The following is a 21,758-nucleotide window of genomic DNA, read 5'->3' on the forward strand; positions in this document are numbered from 1 at the left end:
TGCAGGGGTATCATTAATGCCGGTGCTGAACTACGCCGCCGAACTCCAAAGTCAAGCGACCGAATGGCGCCATCACCTTCATCGGCATCCGGAACTGCTCTACGACGTCGAGGCGACGGCGGGCTTCATAGCAGAACAATTGCGGCAGTTCGGTGTCGACGAGGTCGTTGAAGGCATCGGCCGCACCGGGCTTGTCGGCGTCATCCATGGCCGGGCGGGCGAGGGGCGCACGATCGGCTTGCGCGCCGATATGGATGCCTTGCCCATCAATGAGAAAACCGGCCGTCCGTGGGCCTCGACGGTTCCCGGCAAGATGCATGCCTGCGGCCATGACGGCCATATGGCGATGCTGCTGGGTGCGGCGAAATACCTCGCCGAGACGCGGAATTTCAGGGGCAGGGTGGTCGTGATCTTCCAGCCGGCGGAAGAAGGCGGCGGCGGCGGCAAGGCGATGATCGAGGACGGGCTGATGGACCGGTTTTCGATCGCCGAGGTCTACGGCATGCATAATTTCCCCGGCCTTCCCGTGGGAGAATTCGCGATCCGGCCCGGCCCGATCATGGCGGCGACCGACGAGTTCCGGATCCTGATCCGGGGAAAGGGCGGTCACGCGGCCCAGCCGCACACGACCATAGATCCGGTCGTGATCGGCAGCCAGATCGTCGGCGCGCTGCAGACCATCGTCTCGCGCAGCGCCGATCCGGTGGGCGCGCTTGTGGTTTCGGTGACCGAATTTCATGCGGGCTTTGCCCACAATGTCATCCCTTCGGAGGCCGAACTCGGCGGCACGGTGCGCTCCTTCACGCCGGAAAACCGCGACATGGCGGAGCAGCGGCTCAAGGCCATCGCCGAAGGCATTGCCGCTGCCCAGGGCGGCGAGGCCGTGGTGACATACACCCGCAACTATCCCGCGACGGTCAATCACGAGGAAGAGACGCGCCATGCCGCGGATGCGGCGATCGCGGTTGCCGGGGCGGAGGCGGTCAACACCGCGGTTGCGCCCTGGACGGCGGCGGAGGATTTTTCCTACATGCTGGAGGCAAGGCCCGGCGCCTTCATCATGCTCGGCAATGGCGACAGCGCCGGCCTGCACAATCCGGACTATGATTTCAACGACGAGGCGCTCGCCCACGGCATTTCCTACTGGGTCCGCCTTGCCGAAGCCCGCCTCGCCGCCTGAGGCATGGTTGCCGCAAAGCAAAAACAGGGCTTTTCATCGGGGCCCTGCTTTTGTATGGAGAGGCGAGTGGTCCCGTAGCTCAGCAGGATAGAGCATCAGATTCCTAATCTGAGGGTCACGCGTTCGAATCGCGTCGGGATCACCATCGATTTCAATCATACAATCCGTCATCCAGAGCGGCTCACCGGATTTTCCAGGTTCGGTGCTTTGTCCAGCCTCGTCATCTTGTTGCCTCAGGCCTTGCCTCGCCTGCCGGGTCCGTAAGTTGTCCTGTATTCACTGATAAAACTTGACTACAAAAATCATGTTAATATAACGCGATTCTTGTATCGCTTTACTCGTGGGAGACGTTGATGAAAGTCTGCATAGCCACTGGAATCCTGTCAGGCGCGTTCATTGCCCTGGCCGCGCATGCCGCCATGGCCGATCCGATCGAAATGACCGATCAGGCGGGACGGGAGGTCAGGCTCGAAGGGGCGGCGGAACGGGTCGCGTCGATCCCGATGCCGATGGCATCGACGCTGATAGCGATTGATGGCGGCGTCGAAAAGCAGGTCGGCATGAACCCGGTGGCCAAGCAGGCCGTTCTGGAAGGCATTCTGGGCAAGATCTATCCGGAAGCCGTCAACATTCCCTCCGACATCACCGCGCCGAACTTCATTCCCAATGTCGAGGAACTGGCGGCTACCAATCCAGACCTCGTCGTCCAATGGGCGGATCGCGGCGATGATCTTGTCGATCCGATTACCAATGCCGGCCTTACCGCCATGCTGATTTCCTACGGCACGGAGGAAAAGACGCGCGAATACATGACGATGTCGGCCAAGGCCATGGGGCGCGAAGACCGTATCGGTCCGCTGATCGAATGGCGCGAAGACGTGGCTTCGGATGTCGCCGGCAAGGCCTCCGCGATCGCAGACGCAGAAAAGCCCAAAGTGCTCTACCTGCAGCGCGCCATGGAAACCCTGATCGCTTCCGGCGCCAGGAACAACTACAACACCTGGTATATCGAATTGACGGGCGGAACGAGCGCGTCGGCCGATCTCGAAGCCAACGGCGTCACGATCAATCCGGAACAGATTGCCGAATGGAACCCGGACGTCATCCTGCTCAACAATTTCGAGAGCGACATCTCGCCGGAACGGATTTACGACGACCCCATCCTCTCGCTTACCAATGCGGCTCAGAATCACAAGGTCTATCGCATGCCGCTCGGCGGCTACCGCTGGGACCCGCCGAACACCGAGAGCCCGCTGACCTGGATGTGGCTCGCCGATCTTCTCCATCCGGATGTCTTCGACTACGACCTCAGGGCCGAGATGAAGAAGGCCTACAAGACCATCTATGACTATGACCTGACCGAAGAAGATATCGACAACATCCTCTGGATCGACCTCAACGACGGGGCAGCCAACTACGATCAGTTCAAGTCGAAGTCATGAGCATGACGGAAGCCGGCGCCCGGCTGCATGGCGGGGCCGGCGCTCTCAGGGCGGGCCTGTTCGGGGCGATGCTGGCGGCGCTCGCCGCAGCCTTCATCTTTTCGATCGGAGCTGGGCGGTTTTCGGTCTCCCCGGGGCGGATCGCGGAAATCATCCTGCAATGGATCGCCAATCCGTCCGCGCCGCTAGACAGCATCGACCAGCGCATCGTGCTTCTGGTGCGCATGCCGCGCGTGCTGATCGCGGCCGTCTCGGGGGCCGCTCTTGCTGTCGGAGGGGCGGCGCTTCAGGGGGTCTTCCGCAACCCTCTGGTCTCGCCCCAGGTGCTCGGCATCAGCCAGGGTGCGGCCTTTGGCGGAGCGCTCGCTATCCTGCTTGGCTATGCCGGCGTGACGCTGCTGGGGCTTGCATTCATCTTCGGCCTCGCGGCCCTTGTGCTGGTTGGCCTTCTCGCCCGCATCAACGGGCGGACCGAGATCGTCACCGTCATCCTTTCGGGTATGGTGATCGGCGCGCTTTTCGCCGCGCTCGTTTCGATCGTCCAGTTCCTCGCCGACCCCAACACCTCGCTTCCAGCGATCGTCTACTGGCTGATGGGATCGTTTTCGACGGCCACCTGGGCCCGGTTCTGGCTGGGGCTGCCGGGGCTCGCCATCGGCCTCCTCGCCGTCTGGCTGTTTCGATACCGGCTGAACCTGCTGGCGCTGGAGGACACCGAGGCCCGTTCGCTCGGCGTCGATCCGGATCGCGAACGCTGGTATATCTTCGTCGCCACGGCGCTGATGACGGCGACATCCGTCGCGGTTGCCGGCATCATCGGCTGGATCGGTCTCGTCGTTCCTCATGCCGCCCGCATCCTGGTCGGCGAGGACCACCGGGTTTTGATACCGGCATCCGCCATTCTGGGCGCGGCCTATCTCACCTTTGTCGATACGCTCGCCCGCACGCTGACCGCGGCGGAGATACCGCTCGGAGTGCTGACGGCGCTGATCGGCGCGCCGGTGTTCGGCATTCTGCTCAGGCGTCATTTTTCGAAGGCGAACCAGCCATGATCGGACTTGAGGGGGCTGCCATTTCCTTCGGTAGCCGGGTTATCTTTCGCGATGTCACCTTCGAGGTCCCTGTCGGGCGGAGCATGGCCGTTCTCGGACCGAACGGGCGCGGCAAGACGACGCTGCTGCGGGCCCTGCTAGGCTTCCAGCCGCTTGCGGCCGGCAGGCGTACCGCCCCGAAGATTGCAGGTTATGTGCCGCAGCATGGCGCGTCGCAGGCGAAGCTTTCCGGCATTGACGTCGTGGTCATGGGCCAAGCCGCCCGCATCGGGCTTTTCGGCCAGCCCGGGAAGGATGATATCGAGGCGGCGCGGGAAGCGCTGGATATCGTAGGCGCTTCCCACCTTGCCGATCAGCGCTACGACCGCATGTCCGGCGGTCAGCGGCAGATGATCCTGATTGCTCGCGCGCTCGCCACCGGCTCTCCGGCGCTCGTCTTCGACGAACCGACCTCTGCGCTCGATCTCGGCAACCAGTCGAAGACACTCGACCTTCTGAACATGTTGCGCGCCCGCCGCGACCGGGCGATCCTGTTTACCACGCACGATCCCAACCATGCGCTGGCGGCGGCCGACGACGTGCTGCTGATGATGCCGGGCGGACGCGAAATCAACGGCACGGTCGAGGCAATGGTCACGCCGGATCTGTTGAACACGCTCTACGGCGTCGACATGCGCTGGGTGGAAATGGAAGGCCAGGCCGGAGGCGCGCGTCGCGCCGTGGTGCCGGCGTTTGCGGGACGCGAATACGCATGACCGTGCTCTATGTGAAATCATCCTTTGAAGGCCCCTCGGAAACCGTTCGTCGCGCCGCGGCCGATGGCGTGCTGGACATTGTGGAACAGAACGCCCTGAAACCGCAGGATCTGTCGCGATATAACGGGCTGATTACCTCCAACCAACTCGATCAGAATGCAATGCTGGCTTTCGGGCCGGCGCTCGAAGCCTTTCTCGCACGCGGCGGCCGCTGGTTCTTCAATGGCCATATGGTGCGCCCACTGGTCGCCGGTATGGAACAATACCGGCCGATCAGGATGCCCAAACGGGCCGATTTCGACCTCACTGCCGTGAACACCCACCCGATCTTCGACGGTATCGACCTGAAAAAGCTGGAAACCAACAAGAATGTTGCCGGATTCTACGGACGAGGTTGCAATCCGCTGCCCGAACGCGCCGTCGCCGTCAATGGTCTCGGTCCGGCCCAGGTGCCTGTCGATTGGGTCTGGGAGCGGCCCGGCGGCGGACGTATCTTCAGCCATTCCGGCAATGATCTGGCGACCATGGGGCGCGAATGGGAATTGCCGGCGACCCTTACCGCCCGGATCATGAACTGGACAGCCGGCGGCGCCTGCATCGACGGCATGTCTGCTGTCCGTACCGATGAGAGCTACCGGCAAGCTCTGGCGGAACCGGAAACCTATCGGGGTACGGGAGGCGCGTCGGGAAACGGGAGGCGTCTCGTCCTGCCCTCCTCCGGCTGCTATTATCATATCCATGCGCTGGAGGCTCCGCGTCATGCGCAATATCTGGACGTCATCACCACCCCAGAAGCACTGCCAGAAACGCTGATGCCTGACGATGCGTTGTGGGTGCCTTGTCGCACCCCTGCCCAGCGAATGATTGCCGCAAAGGATTTTGTCGCGGCCCATCTTCGGGCTGGCGGGACCGTCGTGGCATTGGGCGAAAGCCTCTCCCATCTCTGGCTGCCGAATGTGGAATTTACCCCGACGCCGACAAATTGGTGGTGGTGGCTGGAAAAGGGCGCCGATCTCGGCGTGGATATCGTTGCTCCTGAGCATCCGTTGACGGCGGGAATGACCGGCAGGGATGTCACCTGGCATCTGCACGGCTGGTTTACGCCGCCCGACGGCGCGGACGTCCTGATTCAGGACGGCGAAGGCAGGGCGATTCTTTATGTCGATGAAGCATCGACTCCGGGGCGGATGATCGTCTCGTCGCTCGACCCGATATTCCATCACGGTTCGCATTTCATGCCGGCGACGACCCGTTTCCTTGACCGGTTCATTCCCAATCTGAAAGAATTTCTCAATGCATGACACGATAACTGTTTGCGAAAACGGACGGGAACTGACCTTTTCGTTCGGTATGATCATGGCCTATCACGGCGGCGGCTTTCCCGGCGGCGTGGTGCATGGGCTGAAAGCGATGCAGGCGGCGTTTCCGCTTCTGGATGAGAGGCCGCTCGAGCGACGCGAGATCTCCATTCTGACCGCCTTCACCGGGCCGGGCGGCCGCGATGCGCTGGAAATGGTGACCCGCGCGCTGACCGAAAACCGGTTGGCGGTCTTCCGTCCGCTCGGCGGCAAAGACGTCATCTCAGATCCGCCAGGCCCCTATGTCTTCCGCTTTGCCTATCGCGGTAAGGTCGCGGAAGCAGTGATAAAGCCCGGCCATGTTCGTGAGGAATTCGTGCGGCTTGGCGGCAAGGCCCACAAGTCTGCCGACGAAACGGCACGCCACGAAGCCCTGAAGGCCGAGATGGCGGAACGGCTCCTGCCGCTGGCCGCGGATGAGATATACCGAGCGCGGCTGCTTGAGTGATCTTCGATCGGTTTTACTACAGAACGCGTTTCCGAAGGCGATCCGGCGACGCCCACAGGCAGAATATGCAGACTTCGCGCGTTCGTTCTGGCCGCCGACGTAAACCGGTCGCTCTTCGAGGCACGGCGGGCTGTTCCGGATCGGGCGCAGAGCCCGCTTGCGGCGGCGAAATGGTATCGTCCCTATGGCAAAGGAAGGGGCGCGCGGCTTATAAAGCTTGCGATACACATGCTGCCCGATAGCCCCGGCGCGCGGAAGACCCGCGTTCCAGGGAGCTCAGGCCGTCATCGGAGGCGGAACTGTCGATGAACGCGTGGCTTCCCAGATACCTCAAGGCCGGCCTTCTTGCCATTGCCGCGCTCGGGCTTGGCGCGGGACTCGCGCTCAACCTCGCCGGCCTTTCAGAGCCGGCGACCGTTCTCTGGGCGGCGGGCGTGATGCCCGTCCTTGCCGCTTTGCTGGTCGAGATCGTGCGCAGCCTTGCGAAGGGCGAGGTCGGGCTCGATATCGTGGCGGCTCTGTCGATGTCGGCGGCCCTGTTGGTTGGCGAAACTCTCGCCGCGGCGGTGGTCGCCGTGATGTATTCGGGCGGCACGTTTCTGGAGAGTTTCGCCGAGGGCCGCGCCCGCCGCGAAATGAGCGATCTTCTCTCCCGCGTGCCAAGAACCGCGACGCGGTACAGCAATGGCGCGCTGGAGGAGGTGTCGTTGAACGCCATCGCGCCGGGCGATCTTCTGCTGATCCGCCAGGGCGATGTCGCATCCGTCGACGGCACTGTGGAAAGTGATCGGGCGGTGCTGGACCAATCGGCGTTGACGGGCGAATCCATGCCCGTGCGTCTGGACCGGGGCCAGGATGTGATGAGTGGCTCCACCAATGCCGGCGATGCATTCGATCTGCGGGCCACGCGGCGGGCCGCCGAAAGCACCTATGCCGGGATCGTCCGGCTGGTCGAGGCGGCGCAGGCGTCCAAGGCCCCGATGGCCCGGCTGGCCGACCGCTGGTCGCTGATATTCCTCGCCGTCACCATCGCTCTTTCGGCGGCGGCCTGGTGGACAACCGGCGATCCGATCCGCGCGGTGGCGGTTCTGGTCGTGGCGACACCCTGTCCGCTGATCCTTGCCGTTCCGGTGGCGCTGGTCGCAGGCATGTCGCGGGCGGCCCGGTTCGGCGTTCTGATCAAGGGCGCAAAGCCGCTGGAGGCGTTGGCGCGGATCAGGACGCTGATTCTCGACAAGACCGGTACGCTGACAGACGGACGCCCGCAGCTGGTATCAACCCAGACGCTTGGCGATATGACCGAAGACGAAGTCCTCTATTTCGCCGCCGCGCTTGATCAGGCATCGAAACACCCGATTGCGCAGGCGGTCGTGGCTGCCGCCCGGCGCCATGATGCCATTCTCCCGGTTCCGGAAAACGTGGTCGAGATGCCCGGACAGGGTGTTTCGGGAACCATCGGAGGCAGGAAGGTGGTGGTCGGGGGCGCGCGTTTCGTCGCCTCTCAGATCGGTATGGCCGATACCGACAGCGCGGTGGTCGCGGCCGGTTCGGTCGTCGTGTCGCTGGCGGTCGATGGCAAGATCATGGGTCATCTGGTGATGGCGGATGCGCTGCGGGCAGGCACCGCAGGGCTTCTGGCGGGATTGCGCCGGCTTGGAGTTGCGCGCATCCTGTTGGCGACCGGTGATCGCCGAGCGGTGGCGGAGGCCGTGACGGACGGCTTGGGTCTCGATGCGGTGCGGGCCGAACTGACGCCAGACCAAAAGGTGCTTCTGGTTTTGACGGAGCGCAAGAATGGCCCGGTGATGATGGTCGGCGACGGCGTCAACGATGCTCCCGCGCTGGCGGCGGCCGACATCGGGGTCGCGATGGGGGCACGCGGCGCCGCGGCCTCGGCGGAGGCCGCGGACGTGGTTCTGCTGGTCGACAGCCTTGACCGGCTTCTGTCGGGGATCGAGGTCGCCCGACGGTCGCGCAGGATCGCGCTTGAAAGCGTGGCGGTCGGCATCGGCCTTTCCGTTGCCGGGATGATTGCCGCGGCCCTGGGGTATCTCACGCCCGTCGAGGGCGCGATACTTCAGGAAGTGATAGACGTTGCCGTTATCCTGAACGCGCTGCGCGCCTTGAGGATCGTGCCAAAGCAGGCGGCGCAATCCGCACAAGGCCTCCAATCAACGGGCTTCACAGAGCAGCGGGTCAGTGCGCGGCCATGAGCCCGTCAGCGTCGAATGCGTGTTGGCCGAGCGCTTCGAGCGGGATGATCTTCGGCGTCGATGCCTGCTCCTTCAGCGTCGCCAGATCGAACTTCGCATAGCCCAGGCTGTTGTAAGTCCGAACGAAGACGGCGCCGCGGGCGAGGTCGATCAGGGTGATCCACGAGGTATATTCGGTAATGAATTCGGGCGGCGCCCCGCCGGACTGGCCCGTCAGGTCGCCTGCCGATTTGGTCAGGGCGCTCGCTTTCGCGCTCGAATAGACCGAGGCGCCCTTCGGGCGGTCGAACTTGTTCATGACATGGCCGAGCTGTCGGATCGTCGCTTCCTGGCCGTCGGTCTTTTCGGAGAAATTGGCATAGTAGACCGCGCGTACGAAGCGATCGACAGCGGTGTCGGAGGAGGGCAGCGTAACCGTGGCGATGCCCGAATCCGGCTGGATGAAGTCCTGGCCGAGAAAGGTCGCGTTGGAATGATCGACATTGCTGAGATGGGTGTAATTGTTGAGGTTGGTCAGGTGCCAGTCGAAGCGCGGGCTGTTGGTCATCACCCCGGTCGGATTGTCGAACACATGGCGCTCGCCGTTGAAGAACTCGATCACGATCGATGCGCCGGTCTTGTCGTGAACGGTGTAGTGGAACGGCGGCACGACGCCGCCCAGCGCGGCCAGCGGATCGACCAGCACGGACTGTTCCTCCAGCGCGGCCTTGACCTCGGCGACAGTGGAAAACCGCGCCAGCATCCAAGCGCCGAGATCGATGGCGGAAAGCACCGGCACATCGGCGGCAAACGTGTCGTCCGGACCATGGGTCTCGGAAAAGGCGAGCAGGCTGAAGTTGAGCCCGGCATCGTTCAAGCCTTCGACGACCTTGAGGTCGTCCGCGCTGCCATTGGGCACGACGATGCCGAACACGTCATATTTGCAGTCGTAATTCAGCGGCGCGTGGTTGCCGGCCTTCGATGAAAGCTTCGTGCCCTTCGGAAGGAACGCGACGAGATAGGGCAGTTCCACCGGCAGTTCGAGTGTGCGCCCCGCATAGACGGAGCCCGAAAGGTCTTTGAGAAGAAGCGATGTGCACATGGTATCCTCTTTGAAGCTTTGCTGGCCTGGTAGGTCGTTCGCGGTTACCGAAGGCGGATCAGATTACCGTGACGGCGTGTTTTCGTGCACTGTCCGATCGAACAGTCGGCATAGCCCTTGTCCGTCATCCGATCTCCCCCTTGTCCTGTCGGTTTCAGCATATCAGACGCCATTGTTCAATGCGCCGCGTGGCGCGCCTCGACCATGCTCAGCGCGGCGGCGACGAAAAAGCAGAAGGCCCCGAACCAGAGATTGGCGTTGGAGGCATCGAGCGCCCATTGCGGATCGGTGCCATGGGGCACATAGGCGACCGTCGAGGCGATCATGAAGGCGATGCAGCCGAGAAGATTGATCGCGACGATCCACCAGGCGATCTCGCGCCGCGGGCGGATGTCGTGCGCATGGCTGGTCTCGATATAGGCGAGATAGGCCGAGACCAGGAACAGCACCGAGCCGATCATGCCGGGCAGCCAGATCACGGTATTCTGCATCAGCCAGCCGGACGGGGCCTTGATGGCGTCGAAGGTGTTGAAGTTGAAGGCGACGGTACCCACGAACTGGGTCGCGGCGCTGATCCAGCCGACGCTTTTGGGGTCCCATCCGAAGAGGTTGGGCCGCTTCGCGCCGCTGGTATAGGTCTCGTCGGCATTGGCCGCCTGGAAAAGCTGAAGATAGGCGGCGGTGGTAAACGGGATCGAGCCGGCGAAGAAGGTGACATTGGCCGCCCAGTCCGGCAGGCCTTTGGTCAGCGCCGGAAACAGCGCCAGCACGCTGCCGAGCATGAACAGGAACGAGCCGATGCAGAAGATCAGCCCCATGATCCAGTTGTAGCGCGCGGTGTGCCAGGGCGCTGCCCGGGTGTGCTCCAGCGCGCGCCGTTCCCGGAACAGTCCCTTGCGGTGGTCGCGGGCGAGCCAGAGCAGCGGTCTTCCGGCCCTGTGATACCGGCGGAGCGTCACGAACGGCCAGGGGCCGCGCGCCTCCTCATGGGGCTCTCTGGCGGGGTTTTGGGCTTTCTGGTTCATCATCTCGTCCGCACCATCAGCTTATCAGCACGATCACGATGCCGAACAGGGTCAGGATCGTGCTCGATGTTGCGTAGGGGACCGAAAAGCCGAGAGACGGCACCTGGCTTTCCGCCTTGTCGGTGATCATGCCAAGCGGAGCGGCGGCCGTGCGCGCGCCGGCGCAGCAACCGAGCAGGATCGCATCATCGAAGCGGAAGATGTATTTGCCGATATAGATCGACAGCAGCATTGGCAGCGCAGCCGCGAAAATGCTCCACAGCACGAAGACGAAACCAAGCTCCTTCAATCCCGCGATCACGCTTGGCCCCGCCGAGAGGCCGACCACGGCGATGAACATGTTGAGCCCGATCGAGTTCATGAACCAGGTCGTTGCCTGCGGCACCCGGCCGAAGGCAGGGCGGATCGAGCGCAGCCAGCCGAATAGCAGGCCGACCAGCAGCACGCCGCCAGCCGTCGACAGCGTCAGCGGCACCGAGCCGACCCGGAGCGTCAGCGAACCGATCAGCGCGCCGACGATAATGGCGGCGGCGATGAAGGCGATGTCGGCGCGGTTGGTCTCGCGGTCGAGATAGCCGAACTTGCGTGCTACCGCTGAAATATCCGCCGAGCGCCCGACCACGGTGACGACATCGCCGCGATAGAGCCTGGTATCGGGCAGGATCGGTATGTCGACCGACATGGCGCCCCGCCGGATGCCCGTGAGGAATATCCCGCGCGTCTCGGGCATGTGGGCGAGTTCGGAAAGCGACTTGCGGTGAATGTTCTTCGCCGTCACCAAAATGTCGGTGCCCTCGACCTGCACGCCGAGAAGCTCCGCGTCATCGACCTCGGCGAGCACCCTGCCGATCTCGCCGAGCAGCACGTGGCGCTCGCCGGCGAAGGCAAGGACATCGCCCGGCTTGATAACCGTGTCGGCGGTCGCCTCGGTGATCGCGCCGTCCCGGCGCAGGCGGGCGATGAACAGGCGGTGGCCCTTGAAGAAATGTTCGGCCGCAAAGACCGTCAACCCGTCGAGCGGCGCGCCCTCGTCAACGCGGTAGGCGCGCGCGACATATTGATGCCAGGCCGTGCCTCGGCCGCTGCGGTCGCCGGCGCCGCCGACCCGGCGGATATAGTCGCGGCAGGCGGCGGCGATGTCGACCCGCATCAGCTTGGGGCCCAGTATGCCGAGCATCACCACCGAGCCGAATGTGCCGATCACATAGCTGATCGAGAAAGCGGCGGGGAGGATCTGGTTGGCGCTGGTCTTGGCGGCGGCAGAGATCGCCGATTGCGAAATCGCTGTTTGGGAGAGGCCGAGCGCGGATGATGTCGTGGTCGAGCCGGCGTAGAGCCCGGCGGCAATGCCGACGTCATATCCGGCAAGGCGGACGGCGAGGTAGACCGCGCCGAGGCTCATCAGGCAGACGAGCGCGGCGAACGCCGCCTGCTGCAGCCCGCCCGAGAAGAGACCGCGCACGAATTGCGGCCCCGCGCTGTATCCGACGGCAAACAAATAGAACACGAAGAACACCGTCTTCACGTCGTTCGAGACGGTGATGCCGATCTGGCCGATCACCAATGCTGCCAGCAGCGTTGCGGTGACATCGCCGAGCGAGATGCCAGCGATCTTGACCCGTCCGAGAGTGTAGCCCGCGAACAGGGCGAGGAAGAGGGGAATTTCCACGTTTTCACGCAGCGTGGTTGCCAGCCAGTCGAGCATGTTATGCATTCACTCCGTTTTCAGGGCACCAGCGTCAACAGGACGAAGACGACGAAGATGACGAGGTGCACCGCGCCTTGCAGCACCGTCGTCCGTCCCGTGCCGAGCGTGAGCGTGCTCACGAACAGGGTCAGAAGCAGCATCACCATCTGTTCCGGCTCGAGGCCGAGGGTGAGCTGCTGGCCGATGAAGATCGACACCAGCGCCACGATCGGGATCGACATGCCGATGCTGGCAAGCGCCGAACCCAGCACCAGGTTGATGCTCTGCTGGATCCGGTTCTTCGCCGCCGCCTGCACCGAGGAAATGCCTTCCGGCAACAGCACGAGCGCCGCGATCACGACACCCACCAGCGCATGCGGCAGGCCGGCTGAGGTGATGGCGAGGTCAAGAGGGTGCGACAGCGCCTCGGCGAGCAGAATCACCACCAGCAGCGACACCGGCAGCATGACGGCACTGATCGCCGTCATCCGTGCCGATGGCTTTTCGGGGTGTTCGGGGAAGAAGCCTTCTTCGCCCTCCGGCGCAGGACCATCGGCGTCGTCGACGAAATAGTTACGATGGCGCACGGTCTGCACGAACAGGAATACGCCGTAGAGCGTCAGGCAACACAGGCTGATGACCAGAAGCTGCGCCCAGGAATACTGCCTGTCCGCGCCGGAGATCGCGAAATTGGGGAGCACGAAGGCGAGCGTCGAGAGCGTGCCGAGCACGGCGAGCGCGGCCGAGGCGGCGGGCAGCTTGAAGCTCTGCTCGTGATAAATCCGGCCGCCACGCACGAGGCAGAGGCCGATGATACCGTTCAGCACGATCATCACCGCGGCGAACACCGTGTCGCGTGCGACCTCTTCTCCGCCCTCGATGCCGGAGAGCATGATCGAGATGATCAGCGCGACCTCGATCAGCGTCACGCAGCAGGCGAGGATGATCGAGCCCATCGGCTCGCCGAGCCTGGCGCCCAGCACCTCGGCATGCAGCACCGAGGCGAACACCGAGCCGCCGAGAAGCAGGATCGCCGGCAACACGAACACCGTGGCGGTGTCGTGTAGCACGCCGGTGATCTCAAGCGCGGCCCATGCGAGGGCGGCGATCGGCAGCAACAGGCTCCACCGGGGGATCGAATTGCGGGCGTGCATGGGTTTCTCTCTTCTCGGCTGTCTGTTCCGGTCATAATGCCGGAACTGGCTTTCTGTTATCGTGGCGTCCCGGCCGGTATCGCGCTGGTCGATGTGCCGAGCACGAAGGCGAGGTTGGCCGCCGCCGTGAAGGCCGCCTCGCGCGCATCGCCCTCGGCGAGCCGCGCGTCGAGCAGGCCGTTTTGCGCCGTGGCGAGAGCGGAAACCGTGCCGACGCCGTTCTGGTAGGATTCGAGCGCCGAATCATATGTCTTGTAGGCCGCCTGCCGCAGCTTGACGGCGGAATCATTGGCCTGGATCGCCGTTGTCAGCGCATTGGAGGCGACCACGATTTCGCGGGCGGCGGCATCCTTCAACTGGTCGAAATTGCGCTCGGCGGCCTCGACCCGGCTTTGGGCCTGCTTCAGATTGGCGTCGCGCATGCCGGCATCGTAGAGCGGGATGGTGGCGCCGAACATGATGTTGCCGTTGAGGCCGTTGTTTTCCACCGCGGGCAGCCCGGCGGCGTCGAGCTGGGTCTCATAGGTGGAGAGCGTTCCGAACACGCCGATCTTCGGCATGAAATCGGATTTCGCCTTCTTGACGCCCTGACGGCTCGCCTCAAGCGCGGCATAGCCTGCGAAGATATCGGGACGGTTGGCGAGCGCGATTTCGATCATCGTCTCGGTCGGCATGCTGGAGGCGCGCGGAAGCCTGCGATCCTTGGTGTCCTCGATCTTCAGCTTGGTCATCGGCGAGAGGCCGACCGCCCCAAGCAGCGCCTGATAGGTATCCTGTTCGCTGCCGCGCGCCTGAACCACGCGCAACTCCTCCTGCGCCACGATCTGCTCGGCCTGGGCAAGGTCGACCGAGGTGGCGAGCCCGCGCTCGCGCCGCGCCCTGATCGCGTCGTAAACCGTGCGGCTGTTGGCAAGCGCCTGGCCGGCAGCGCGGCTGTGGGCGCGGGCGGCGTTGTAATCGTGGAATGCGCTGGTGACCTCGAAGATCAGCCGCTGATGGGTGGCGTTGAACTGGTAGTTGGCGGCCAGCGACAATTGCTTCGCCCCTTCCACCACCGCGCTACGGCCACCAAAATCGAAGGCCAGCCACTGCAGCGCCATGAACGGCACGACGCCGTTGATATTGGAGTTGAAATAGGCATTGCCGCCGATCGGTATCGGCAGTTCGGCGGCATTCTCGTTGCTGCCGCCGATGACATTGGCGGTGATCACCGGCAGATAGGTCGCCTCCGCCATGCCGACGGCGAGCGCTGCCTGCCGGGCCTGTTCCCAGGCGACGCGGGTATCGGGATTGCTGCGCTGGGCGAGATCGATCAGTTGCGGCAGGCTGTAGAGCCGGCTTTCGTCCACCGCCGGCGCTGTGAGCGCCAGCGCGCCGCTTGCCTCGGCCTGCCGGCGCATCTCGCCGGCGGAATCGCCGTCACCGGGCTGCCATTGCGCGTCGGGTGATTGCGGGGCGAGCGCGAGCGTGTCGGCCACGCAGCCGGAAAGCGCCAGCATCATAGCGAGAAACGCGCCGCGGCCGAGGGCAGGCATCAGATGTCGTCTCATCGGCTCTCTCCCGTTCCCGCCTGTTCCATCCCGGCTGTTTCCTCCGTTGCGGCGGTCTCCCCCGCATCGATGCGTCGTTCCGCAACAGCCAGCCGCGACCGTGTCTCATCATCGACCACGGGCCTGAAATAAAGCGCCAGCGACAAATCCTCCAACATGGCGGCGTCGCGACGATAGGTTTCGCGCTCGGTTTTCCCCGGACGCATATGTCGCGGTTCATAGGAGGCCATGTCAACCGCTTCCCGGATAACGCCGAGGTCGGTCTGGATCGATGCGACGAGCCCGGTGGAGGCCTGGCGCACCGGCTGGTCCGCGTTTGCGAGCGATTTCAGCTTGGCGATCGCCGCCGCCGTGCGCCGCTTCACCTCGTCCTTGACGCTGACCGGCCAGATATTGGTGAAGATCACATAGACCACGGCATTGCCGAGCAGGATTCCGACGATGCGGTCGCTGGCGGCGCTCAGGCTGGTGCCGGGGCCGAAGCCCTGGATTACCGTCAGCAGGAAGGCGAGCGCGATCTGCACGCCGCCATAGGAGATGCGCTCATTGCCTGTGGAAACCCAGGCGGCAAGCGACACGACGGCGAAGATCAGGAAGGCCAGTCCGCCGACCGAATCAAGCTGCGGGATCACGAACAGGATGGCGATCAGGCCGAAAAACGCGCCGATCAGGCAGCCGGTGATCCGCAGCACCAGTTTGTGGACGGTGTCGCCGGTGGTGCCGAGCGCCGCGACATAGCAGGTGATCATCGCCGTATGGATGCCCTGCCAGTCGATCGCGGTATAGATGAAGAAGCATGTGACGGCCGCCAGCGTCGTTTTCAGCGCGAAATGCAGGTGGCGCGGATGGGAGAAGATGTCGGGCGCGACTGGCGGATCGTCCACCGGGGCGCCCTTTTCAAGCGGTGCGACTCGGCTGATATCGCCGAGTGCGCCGGCAACCGGTTCAAACTCCACCGGCAGGTCGGCAGCGGGTTCAGGTTCGGGGAGGTCCTTCCTGGCCAGCACCGCCGCGGCAAGCGCGCGGCAGTCAGCCGCAAGCCCTTGCCGCGCCGGGCCAGTATCTTGCGCGGGGTCTTCCTCCGGCAGGGCCGAGACGGCCAGCATCAGGCGATAGCTGTGGGAGTGCGTCCGCTCCAGAAATTCATAGGCCCGACCGCGCAGGATGGAGAGCAGCTTGATCAGCAGAAGCCGCTTTTCCTGTTCGGCGGTTCCCTCGCCGATGAGGTCCATCAGCTTTTCGCGGGCGTCCTCTCTTCCTTCGAGCGCGTTGGCGGATTGCTCCAGCCGCTCGGCGATGGCTTCCCGCAGCAGCTTTTGCGGCGGAATGCCGAAAAGGAGGTTGTAGACCGCCATTACCGCCATCGGCACGAACACCATCGCCCAGGCGTAGAGCACGGCCCGGGTCGCGATCTCGCCAATCGGCACATTGCCGAGCAGGGTCAGCACGAAGGCGATGACGAGGGCCACGATACCGGCCTGCTCGCCGGCCTTGGTGGCGGAATCGAGATAGAGGAAGATGAACGAGGCGATCACGATCGCCGCGATCTGCGCCGGCGGGAAATCGATGGTGAGGTTGATGATGCCGATCAGCAGGAACACCACGAGGCTCACCGCGATGATGATGCCGATGCCAGTGACCACATTTTCGGCGGCGTTGGCGCGCATCAGGAAGATCACGAGGTAACAGCCGATCGCCGCTTCCGGAAAATGGTACATCATCGACAGCACGGTCGAGATCGCGCAGATCGCGCCGATCGACAGGGACAGCCTGAGCCGCCCCGGAAACGGCATCAGGTCCTCGATCAGGCGGTGGGACCGCCGCCTGAAGTCGCTGCGTTCAGCAGTGCTCGCCATGGCGAACCACTGTCGAGGCGGATGCGCCGATGCGCATCAGGTTTTCCGGCGGATCGATAAGCTTGATGCGCACCGGAAAGCGCTGCGCGATCCGGACCCAGTCGAGTTCCTTCGGCACATAGGGAAGGGCGCTCGGAATATCGATCGCGCCGCCGGAGATGACGCCCCAGCCGATGCCCTGCACCACGCCCTTGATCTCGACGGATCGGTCGGCCATCACATAGACCGAGGCGCAGGTGCCTGCCGGCAGTTTTTCCAGTTCGGCCTCCCGGTAGAGCGCGGAAGCGTACCATTCGCCGGTGTTGACCAGCGTGAACAGCGGCGCGCCGGAGGCCACGAACTGGCCGCTCGAAGTCGTCAGCCCGACCACCCGGCCGTCATGCGGGGCGTAGATCTTAGTGTTGGCGAGATTGCGCCGGGCGATGTCGAGCGCCGCCTGCCGGCTCTGGATCAGGGCCAGCGTTTCTTCCGGGGAGGAAACCAGCGCATCGGCCGCCTTGCTCTGCTGCAGGGCCTGTTCGAGCGATACCTCGGCATCGCGCTTGGCCGTGCGCGCGTCCTGCACTTCCTGATCGGTGACGTAGCCCTTGGGCTGGAGCGGCAGCAGGCGATCGAGCGTTTCCTGCGCCAGTTCGAGGTTGACGCGGGCGCGCTCGATCTGTTGCAGGGCGATCTCCGCATTCGCCGCCTCTGCGTCGATATTGCGTTTCTGGGTCTCGTGCATCGCCTCGGCTGCCTTCAGGTCGCCTTCGGCCTGGACCACGAGGAGGCGGTAGGATTCGTCCTCGATCTCGAACAGCAACTGCCCCTTCTCGACCTTGTCGTTCTCCGCGACATGGATCTCCGAGATCCGGCCGGGAACGGTCGAGGAAATCTGGGTGATCGGCGCGGTCAGCGTGGCGTCCTGCGACAGGATGTCGGCGCCCATCCGCGCCATGTGCTTCCAGCCGAGAAAGGCGGTTGCGCCGATGACGACGATGGGGATGAGGGCGAGGGCGGCGGTTTTTGGGCTCAGCATGGCTCTACCGTCCGAACAGGATGAGGGAGGCGGCAAGCCCGATGGCGATTGCCAGGAACAGGTAGACGATCACCCGCACGGGCATCACGTCATCGAGCCCGATCTTGATGAACACCAGACGGACGATGACAGCGCCGAAAATGCCGATCAGCGAACAGGCGATCCAGGATGGGAAATAGGCGCCGAAGAAGGGAATCACGGGACTGCTGCTCGCGAATGCGCGAAACGGCGTGAAAAGTCCCGCCATGAGGAGAAGCATTGAACCCGTTATACGCACGCAAGCACCCAGTTTTATTATATTCCGCCCCCGAGGGTTGTGGCGCAGGAACGACTATCCTGCATAGCAGGAAAGTCTGTCAACCGTTAGGGCTGACAGTCTGGGGCTAGAACCGGAAGCTCAGCCCGACGGTCGGGCCTTGCAGGACGGTGTCGAAGACATGCCCGTCATCATCGTAGTCGATGGACATGTATCTGTAGCCGAAGGAGAGCGCGGTCGCTTTCGTGATCCGGTAGTTGACCGTGGCCATCGCCTGCCAGGTCAGGTCCGAGCCCACCGAGAAGCCGCCGACATCGGCCTGGCCGACGAGGCTGACGCGGTCGCCGGCATCATAGGCCATCCGGAACCCGAGGGCGGGATCGACCCAGCCGAATTCGCTTTTCGCGCTGTAGCCGAGCGGGACCGACGGAATTGTGGCCGTCACCTCGGTGGTGAGATGCGCGAAGCGGACGCCGCCAAGCGCATCGAGGCGGAAGTCATCGGTTTCGGCAAGCCGCACAGCGCCGAACAGCGCGCCGGAAAACAGCTTGCTGTCGACGCTGACGTCTATACCGGGCACGGTGATGCCGTAAGCCGGGATCGCCACCGGGCCGGAGGCCTCGTTGGCGGTGGTGTCGACATACATCAGGTCAGCGTAGAATCCGAACGCGCCGTTGGTCCCCCAGGCATTGGCGAAACCGGCGATATTCAGTTCCTCGAGGATATCCGAGAAGCTGCTGTCGATATGAACGGTGGGCGCCCGCCGGAAGGGCGATACGCTGCCCGACATCCCGGTCATCCAGACATAGGGCGTGATCTCGAACTGCCAGCCCTCGGCCGACGTCTCCATCACGGCTGGCGGCTGCGGCGCGGGCGGCGCGGCCGACAGGTCGGCTGCCTCCGCGGTCAGGGCCATCGGGCATGCCAAAGCCGACACGGCAAATAAAACGGACTTCAAATGTGCCCCCAATTGTCTAGCCCTCTAGGCTGTTCTTGAAAATGCGGCCGTCCTTCATGATTACCGCGAAATTGTCCGGATTTGCAACCAGGGCGATATTATCGAGCGGATTGCCATCGACCAGCAGCATGTCCGCGAAGGCGCCCTTCTCGATCACGCCGAGACGACCGTCATAGGGGTTGCGCTCGCCCGACAGAGCCAGCAGTTCGCCGCTGCGGCTGGTCGCGAGCTTCAGCACGTCCGCCGGCGAGAACCATTCCGACAGTCTTGCGAGCTGGGCGCCTTGCGTTTCGGTTTTGGCCGGGTTGAACAGGATATCGGTGCCCCACACCATGCGCTCGAAATTGAACTTCTGCGCCCATTCGAAACAGCGTCTCGTGCCCTCGGCAATCATCTGCTGCTCGCCGCGTTGCTTGTCGGTGCTCATCGGATTGGCGAACTCGCCGCCGAGGAAGGGCTGGATGCTCCACCAGATGCCCTTGTCGAGCATCATCCGCACCGTCTCCTCGTCCGCGAGCTGGCCGTGTTCGATGCACTGGACGCCGTTGTCGATCGAGCGGCGAATGCCCTTTGCGGTGTAGACATGGGTGCAAACATAGGTGCCCCAGTCGGTTGCCGCCTGCACGGCGGCGCGGATTTCATCCGGCGTGAACTGCAGGCTCGGCACGGGATCGTAGAGCGAGGACACGCCGCCGCCGGTCATGATCTTGATCTGGCTGGCGCCGAGCAGCAACTGCTCGCGCACCCGGTTCAGGACCTGCGGCACGCCGTTGGCGATCGAGGAAATGCCGGCCTCTTCGGCATGGCTGAGATTGCTCTGGTCGGAGGCAGGGATCTCGTATTCCATGCGGAAATCGCCATGGCCGGAGGTCTGGGAGATCATCGCGCCGGATGGATAGGTGCGCGGGCCCACCGCCTTGCCGGCGTCGATCGCGCGCTTCAGGGCGAAGGACGGCCCGCCGACATCGCGCACCGTGGTGAAGCCGCGCATCAGCGTCTTTTCCGATTCATTGGCGGCCACCAGATGGACATAGGGAACCTGCGCGGCCATGGCGGTCTGCATCGGAATGGCGCAGAGCAGCGAATGCCAGTGCGAATCGATCAGGCCCGGAATCAGCACCCGGTTGCCGCAATCGATGACGTCGACATTGGCGATATCCTCGTTGACCGGGACCAGCGCCTCGATGCGATTGCCGCGCACAAGAACGTTGTGCCCTTCGACAAGCGCATTGGAAAGACCGTCGAACACCCGGACATTCGAAAACAGGATCGCCCGTTCGCCGTCCTGCGCGAAGGCCGGGACCGAGGCGAGCGTGCTGGCCGCCGCCGCTCCGATGATGGCCTTAAGCACCGAGCGCCGGTTGACGCCCTGCATCAACCGCTCGTTCAGCCGGATCACCTCTGGCGTGTGGCAAGGACAGCCTGCATGGTGGACAAGGTGCTGGTATTTGGAGCCGGCGCGCATTTTTTTCCTCCCGAGGCTGTGACAATTTTGGGGACGATTGTTTGGGAAGATCGCCGCGATTGCAAGGCGGCGATCGCGAAACGGCTCATGCCTATTGCACGGTCAGGGCGACGCGGCCTGCGCAGGTTCGAAGAAACGTCCACCGGCCTGACGGAAGCCGCTGCTCACCATGTCGTCATTGTCTTCCAACTCTTTGTATAGCGACGCCATGGCGGTGTAGCGGCTGTGGCGCAGGGCATCGGTCGAGGAGATCGACGAGATGTCGAGGAGCAGGATATTCATTTTCTTGGCGGCTTCCACGACCTCCGGATCGGTGATGTCGAATTGCCCGGCGCGCTGGCGGTTGCCCTGCAGCAGGCGCGATACGCGCAAGGCGTAATCGTCGCTCGAAACCATCACCATCATCGGCGGATCCAGCGGCCCGATGGCGTCAACCTGGGTGGCGAACACATCTTCATCGATATCGGGCGCCGCCAGGATGACGTTGAGCTTTTTCAGAGCCTTGACGTCGCCCTCGAGGCTGAGCTGTCGGAGCGCCTCCATGGTCAGCCAGCCGCCCATGCTGTGGCCGAACAGGAGAACCGAGCGCACGCCCGGCTGGCCGGTGACCTGCTGCAGCACGTCCGTCAGACCGTCGCGGGAGAAGGTCGCGGATTCCTTGTCGGTCACATAGTCGAAGATGCGGGCCTGAGACGGCCAGGAGAACAGGATCGGCACGCCGGATATGTTGGAATCGGCCGAAAGCTGCGCGATCCGGAACACCGCCTCCTGGAAGCTGACATTGAACCCGTGGACGAACATCGCCGCCTTGCCGCTTTCACGGGCGGCCCTGCCGATCCGGCTGTCGAAGGCGGCCCGCGAGAGCGCCGTGTGGCGGAGCACGGTGAAATCCTGATCAGGACGGGCCTTGCGCGAAAGCGGCCATTCGATCTCGCCGGGAACATGATCCGGCGGGATCGAGATCACGAATTCGGCATAGCTTAATTCGTCTTCGCGCTCCCGCGTATACCCCTCGATGCGGTTTTCGGCCGGCTCCCGCGTGGTCGCGACATAGATGGTCACGGTCCGCGCCGGCGCGGCGGCATCGGGATGCGGATAGAGGACTTCGGTTCCGGGACGCTTTCCGCAGCCGGCGGCGACGAACAGCAGCAGGCAAAGGGAGATCGCGCGCAAGGTGACAGCCAGAACGCGGCGCGGATCTGCAAGTTCCTGCTGTGGAAAGATGACGTTTCCGACATAAACCGCGATCCGCATTGTCGC

The 21,758-nt window shown here is 63.8% G+C and carries 18 protein-coding genes and 1 tRNA gene; 8 read left to right on the forward strand and 11 right to left on the reverse strand.

What is annotated here, in order from left to right:
* Positions 1-16 precede the first annotated feature (16 nt).
* The 8 genes from Mame_RS10210 to Mame_RS10245 all read left to right on the forward strand — a co-directional run bounded on the left by Mame_RS10210 (position 17) and on the right by Mame_RS10245 (position 8,448).
* Positions 17-1,180 carry a M20 aminoacylase family protein gene (locus Mame_RS10210; protein ID WP_018062764.1) on the forward strand — a complete coding sequence of 388 codons (1,164 nt, stop codon included), beginning with the start codon at positions 17-19 and terminating at the stop codon, positions 1,178-1,180.
* A gap of 68 nt (positions 1,181-1,248) precedes the next feature.
* Positions 1,249-1,325 (forward strand) — tRNA-Arg (locus tag Mame_RS10215).
* A 208-nt stretch (positions 1,326-1,533) separates the two neighbouring features.
* Positions 1,534-2,622 carry an ABC transporter substrate-binding protein gene (locus Mame_RS10220; RefSeq protein ID WP_018062763.1) on the forward strand — a complete coding sequence of 363 codons (1,089 nt, stop codon included), beginning with the start codon at positions 1,534-1,536 and terminating at the stop codon, positions 2,620-2,622.
* A complete protein-coding gene (locus Mame_RS10225) occupies positions 2,619-3,674 on the forward strand; it encodes a FecCD family ABC transporter permease (RefSeq protein ID WP_018062762.1) in 1,056 nt (351 codons plus the stop codon). The genes Mame_RS10220 and Mame_RS10225 overlap by 4 nt, the downstream gene beginning before the upstream one ends.
* Positions 3,671-4,429 (forward strand): ABC transporter ATP-binding protein, encoded by a 759-nt coding sequence (locus Mame_RS10230; RefSeq protein WP_018062761.1) that lies wholly within the window; start codon positions 3,671-3,673, stop codon positions 4,427-4,429. Before Mame_RS10225 ends, Mame_RS10230 begins: the two co-directional genes overlap by 4 nt.
* Positions 4,426-5,730 (forward strand): hypothetical protein, encoded by a 1,305-nt coding sequence (locus Mame_RS27295; protein ID WP_018062760.1) that lies wholly within the window; start codon positions 4,426-4,428, stop codon positions 5,728-5,730. Before Mame_RS10230 ends, Mame_RS27295 begins: the two co-directional genes overlap by 4 nt.
* Positions 5,723-6,235, forward strand: coding sequence for a hypothetical protein (locus tag Mame_RS10240; protein WP_018062759.1), 513 nt, complete (start codon positions 5,723-5,725; stop codon positions 6,233-6,235). Before Mame_RS27295 ends, Mame_RS10240 begins: the two co-directional genes overlap by 8 nt.
* Before the next feature lie 305 nt (positions 6,236-6,540).
* Positions 6,541-8,448, forward strand: a complete 1,908-nt coding sequence (locus Mame_RS10245) for a heavy metal translocating P-type ATPase (protein ID WP_018062758.1) — start codon at positions 6,541-6,543, stop codon at positions 8,446-8,448.
* Here Mame_RS10245 and Mame_RS10250 read toward each other — a convergent pair.
* From Mame_RS10250 to Mame_RS10300, 11 genes are all read right to left on the reverse strand, one after another.
* The gene (locus tag Mame_RS10250) at positions 8,432-9,529 is read right to left on the reverse strand and encodes a linear amide C-N hydrolase (protein WP_018062757.1); all 1,098 of its coding nucleotides are present in this window, start codon (positions 9,527-9,529) and stop codon (positions 8,432-8,434) included. The genes Mame_RS10245 and Mame_RS10250 overlap by 17 nt on opposite strands.
* 176 nt (positions 9,530-9,705) lie before the next feature.
* Positions 9,706-10,554 (reverse strand): YrhK family protein, encoded by an 849-nt coding sequence (locus tag Mame_RS10255; RefSeq protein WP_155122077.1) that lies wholly within the window; start codon positions 10,552-10,554, stop codon positions 9,706-9,708.
* A 16-nt stretch (positions 10,555-10,570) separates the two neighbouring features.
* Positions 10,571-12,259 (reverse strand): aspartate-alanine antiporter, encoded by a 1,689-nt coding sequence (gene aspT / locus Mame_RS10260; protein ID WP_026173125.1) that lies wholly within the window; start codon positions 12,257-12,259, stop codon positions 10,571-10,573.
* Between the two features lie 20 nt (positions 12,260-12,279).
* Positions 12,280-13,395, reverse strand: a complete 1,116-nt coding sequence (locus Mame_RS10265) for a calcium:cation antiporter (protein ID WP_018062754.1) — start codon at positions 13,393-13,395, stop codon at positions 12,280-12,282.
* A 56-nt stretch (positions 13,396-13,451) separates the two neighbouring features.
* A complete protein-coding gene (locus Mame_RS10270) occupies positions 13,452-14,945 on the reverse strand; it encodes a TolC family protein (RefSeq protein ID WP_018062753.1) in 1,494 nt (497 codons plus the stop codon).
* Entirely contained in the window at positions 14,942-16,801 is a 1,860-nt protein-coding gene (locus Mame_RS10275; RefSeq protein WP_018062752.1) for an FUSC family protein, read from the reverse strand. The genes Mame_RS10270 and Mame_RS10275 overlap by 4 nt, the downstream gene beginning before the upstream one ends.
* Positions 16,785-17,819: a multidrug transporter subunit MdtN gene (gene mdtN / locus Mame_RS10280; RefSeq protein WP_018062751.1), complete on the reverse strand. Its 1,035-nt coding sequence runs from the start codon at positions 17,817-17,819 to the stop codon at positions 16,785-16,787. The genes Mame_RS10275 and mdtN overlap by 17 nt, the downstream gene beginning before the upstream one ends.
* A 4-nt stretch (positions 17,820-17,823) precedes the next feature.
* Positions 17,824-18,018 carry a YtcA family lipoprotein gene (locus tag Mame_RS10285; RefSeq protein ID WP_026173124.1) on the reverse strand — a complete coding sequence of 65 codons (195 nt, stop codon included), beginning with the start codon at positions 18,016-18,018 and terminating at the stop codon, positions 17,824-17,826.
* A gap of 184 nt (positions 18,019-18,202) precedes the next feature.
* A complete protein-coding gene (locus Mame_RS10290) occupies positions 18,203-18,991 on the reverse strand; it encodes a porin family protein (RefSeq protein WP_018062749.1) in 789 nt (262 codons plus the stop codon).
* 58 nt (positions 18,992-19,049) lie between these two features.
* Complete coding sequence (locus Mame_RS10295) at positions 19,050-20,498, reverse strand: metal-dependent hydrolase family protein (protein WP_018062748.1); 1,449 nt, start codon at positions 20,496-20,498, stop codon at positions 19,050-19,052.
* A 102-nt stretch (positions 20,499-20,600) separates the two neighbouring features.
* Positions 20,601-21,752, reverse strand: a complete 1,152-nt coding sequence (locus Mame_RS10300; RefSeq protein WP_018062747.1) for an alpha/beta hydrolase — start codon at positions 21,750-21,752, stop codon at positions 20,601-20,603.
* Positions 21,753-21,758 lie beyond the last annotated feature (6 nt).

Origin of the sequence: Martelella mediterranea DSM 17316, from assembly GCF_002043005.1 — a bacterium.
In the GTDB taxonomy this organism is placed as follows: Bacteria; Pseudomonadota; Alphaproteobacteria; order Rhizobiales; family Rhizobiaceae; genus Martelella; species Martelella mediterranea.

Coding starts and splice junctions, on each gene's coding strand:
- Mame_RS10210 (WP_018062764.1), top strand. CDS start 17: ATGCCGGTGCTGAACTACGCCGCCGAACTCCAAAGTCAAGCGACCGAA.
- Mame_RS10220 (WP_018062763.1), top strand. CDS start 1,534: ATGAAAGTCTGCATAGCCACTGGAATCCTGTCAGGCGCGTTCATTGCC.
- Mame_RS10225 (WP_018062762.1), top strand. CDS start 2,619: ATGAGCATGACGGAAGCCGGCGCCCGGCTGCATGGCGGGGCCGGCGCT.
- Mame_RS10230 (WP_018062761.1), top strand. CDS start 3,671: ATGATCGGACTTGAGGGGGCTGCCATTTCCTTCGGTAGCCGGGTTATC.
- Mame_RS27295 (WP_018062760.1), top strand. CDS start 4,426: ATGACCGTGCTCTATGTGAAATCATCCTTTGAAGGCCCCTCGGAAACC.
- Mame_RS10240 (WP_018062759.1), top strand. CDS start 5,723: ATGCATGACACGATAACTGTTTGCGAAAACGGACGGGAACTGACCTTT.
- Mame_RS10245 (WP_018062758.1), top strand. CDS start 6,541: ATGAACGCGTGGCTTCCCAGATACCTCAAGGCCGGCCTTCTTGCCATT.
- Mame_RS10250 (WP_018062757.1), bottom strand. CDS start 9,529: ATGTGCACATCGCTTCTTCTCAAAGACCTTTCGGGCTCCGTCTATGCG.
- Mame_RS10255 (WP_155122077.1), bottom strand. CDS start 10,554: ATGAACCAGAAAGCCCAAAACCCCGCCAGAGAGCCCCATGAGGAGGCG.
- aspT (WP_026173125.1), bottom strand. CDS start 12,259: ATGCTCGACTGGCTGGCAACCACGCTGCGTGAAAACGTGGAAATTCCC.
- Mame_RS10265 (WP_018062754.1), bottom strand. CDS start 13,395: ATGCACGCCCGCAATTCGATCCCCCGGTGGAGCCTGTTGCTGCCGATC.
- Mame_RS10270 (WP_018062753.1), bottom strand. CDS start 14,945: ATGAGACGACATCTGATGCCTGCCCTCGGCCGCGGCGCGTTTCTCGCT.
- Mame_RS10275 (WP_018062752.1), bottom strand. CDS start 16,801: ATGGCGAGCACTGCTGAACGCAGCGACTTCAGGCGGCGGTCCCACCGC.
- mdtN (WP_018062751.1), bottom strand. CDS start 17,819: ATGCTGAGCCCAAAAACCGCCGCCCTCGCCCTCATCCCCATCGTCGTC.
- Mame_RS10290 (WP_018062749.1), bottom strand. CDS start 18,991: ATGGCCCTGACCGCGGAGGCAGCCGACCTGTCGGCCGCGCCGCCCGCG.
- Mame_RS10295 (WP_018062748.1), bottom strand. CDS start 20,498: ATGCGCGCCGGCTCCAAATACCAGCACCTTGTCCACCATGCAGGCTGT.
- Mame_RS10300 (WP_018062747.1), bottom strand. CDS start 21,752: ATGCGGATCGCGGTTTATGTCGGAAACGTCATCTTTCCACAGCAGGAA.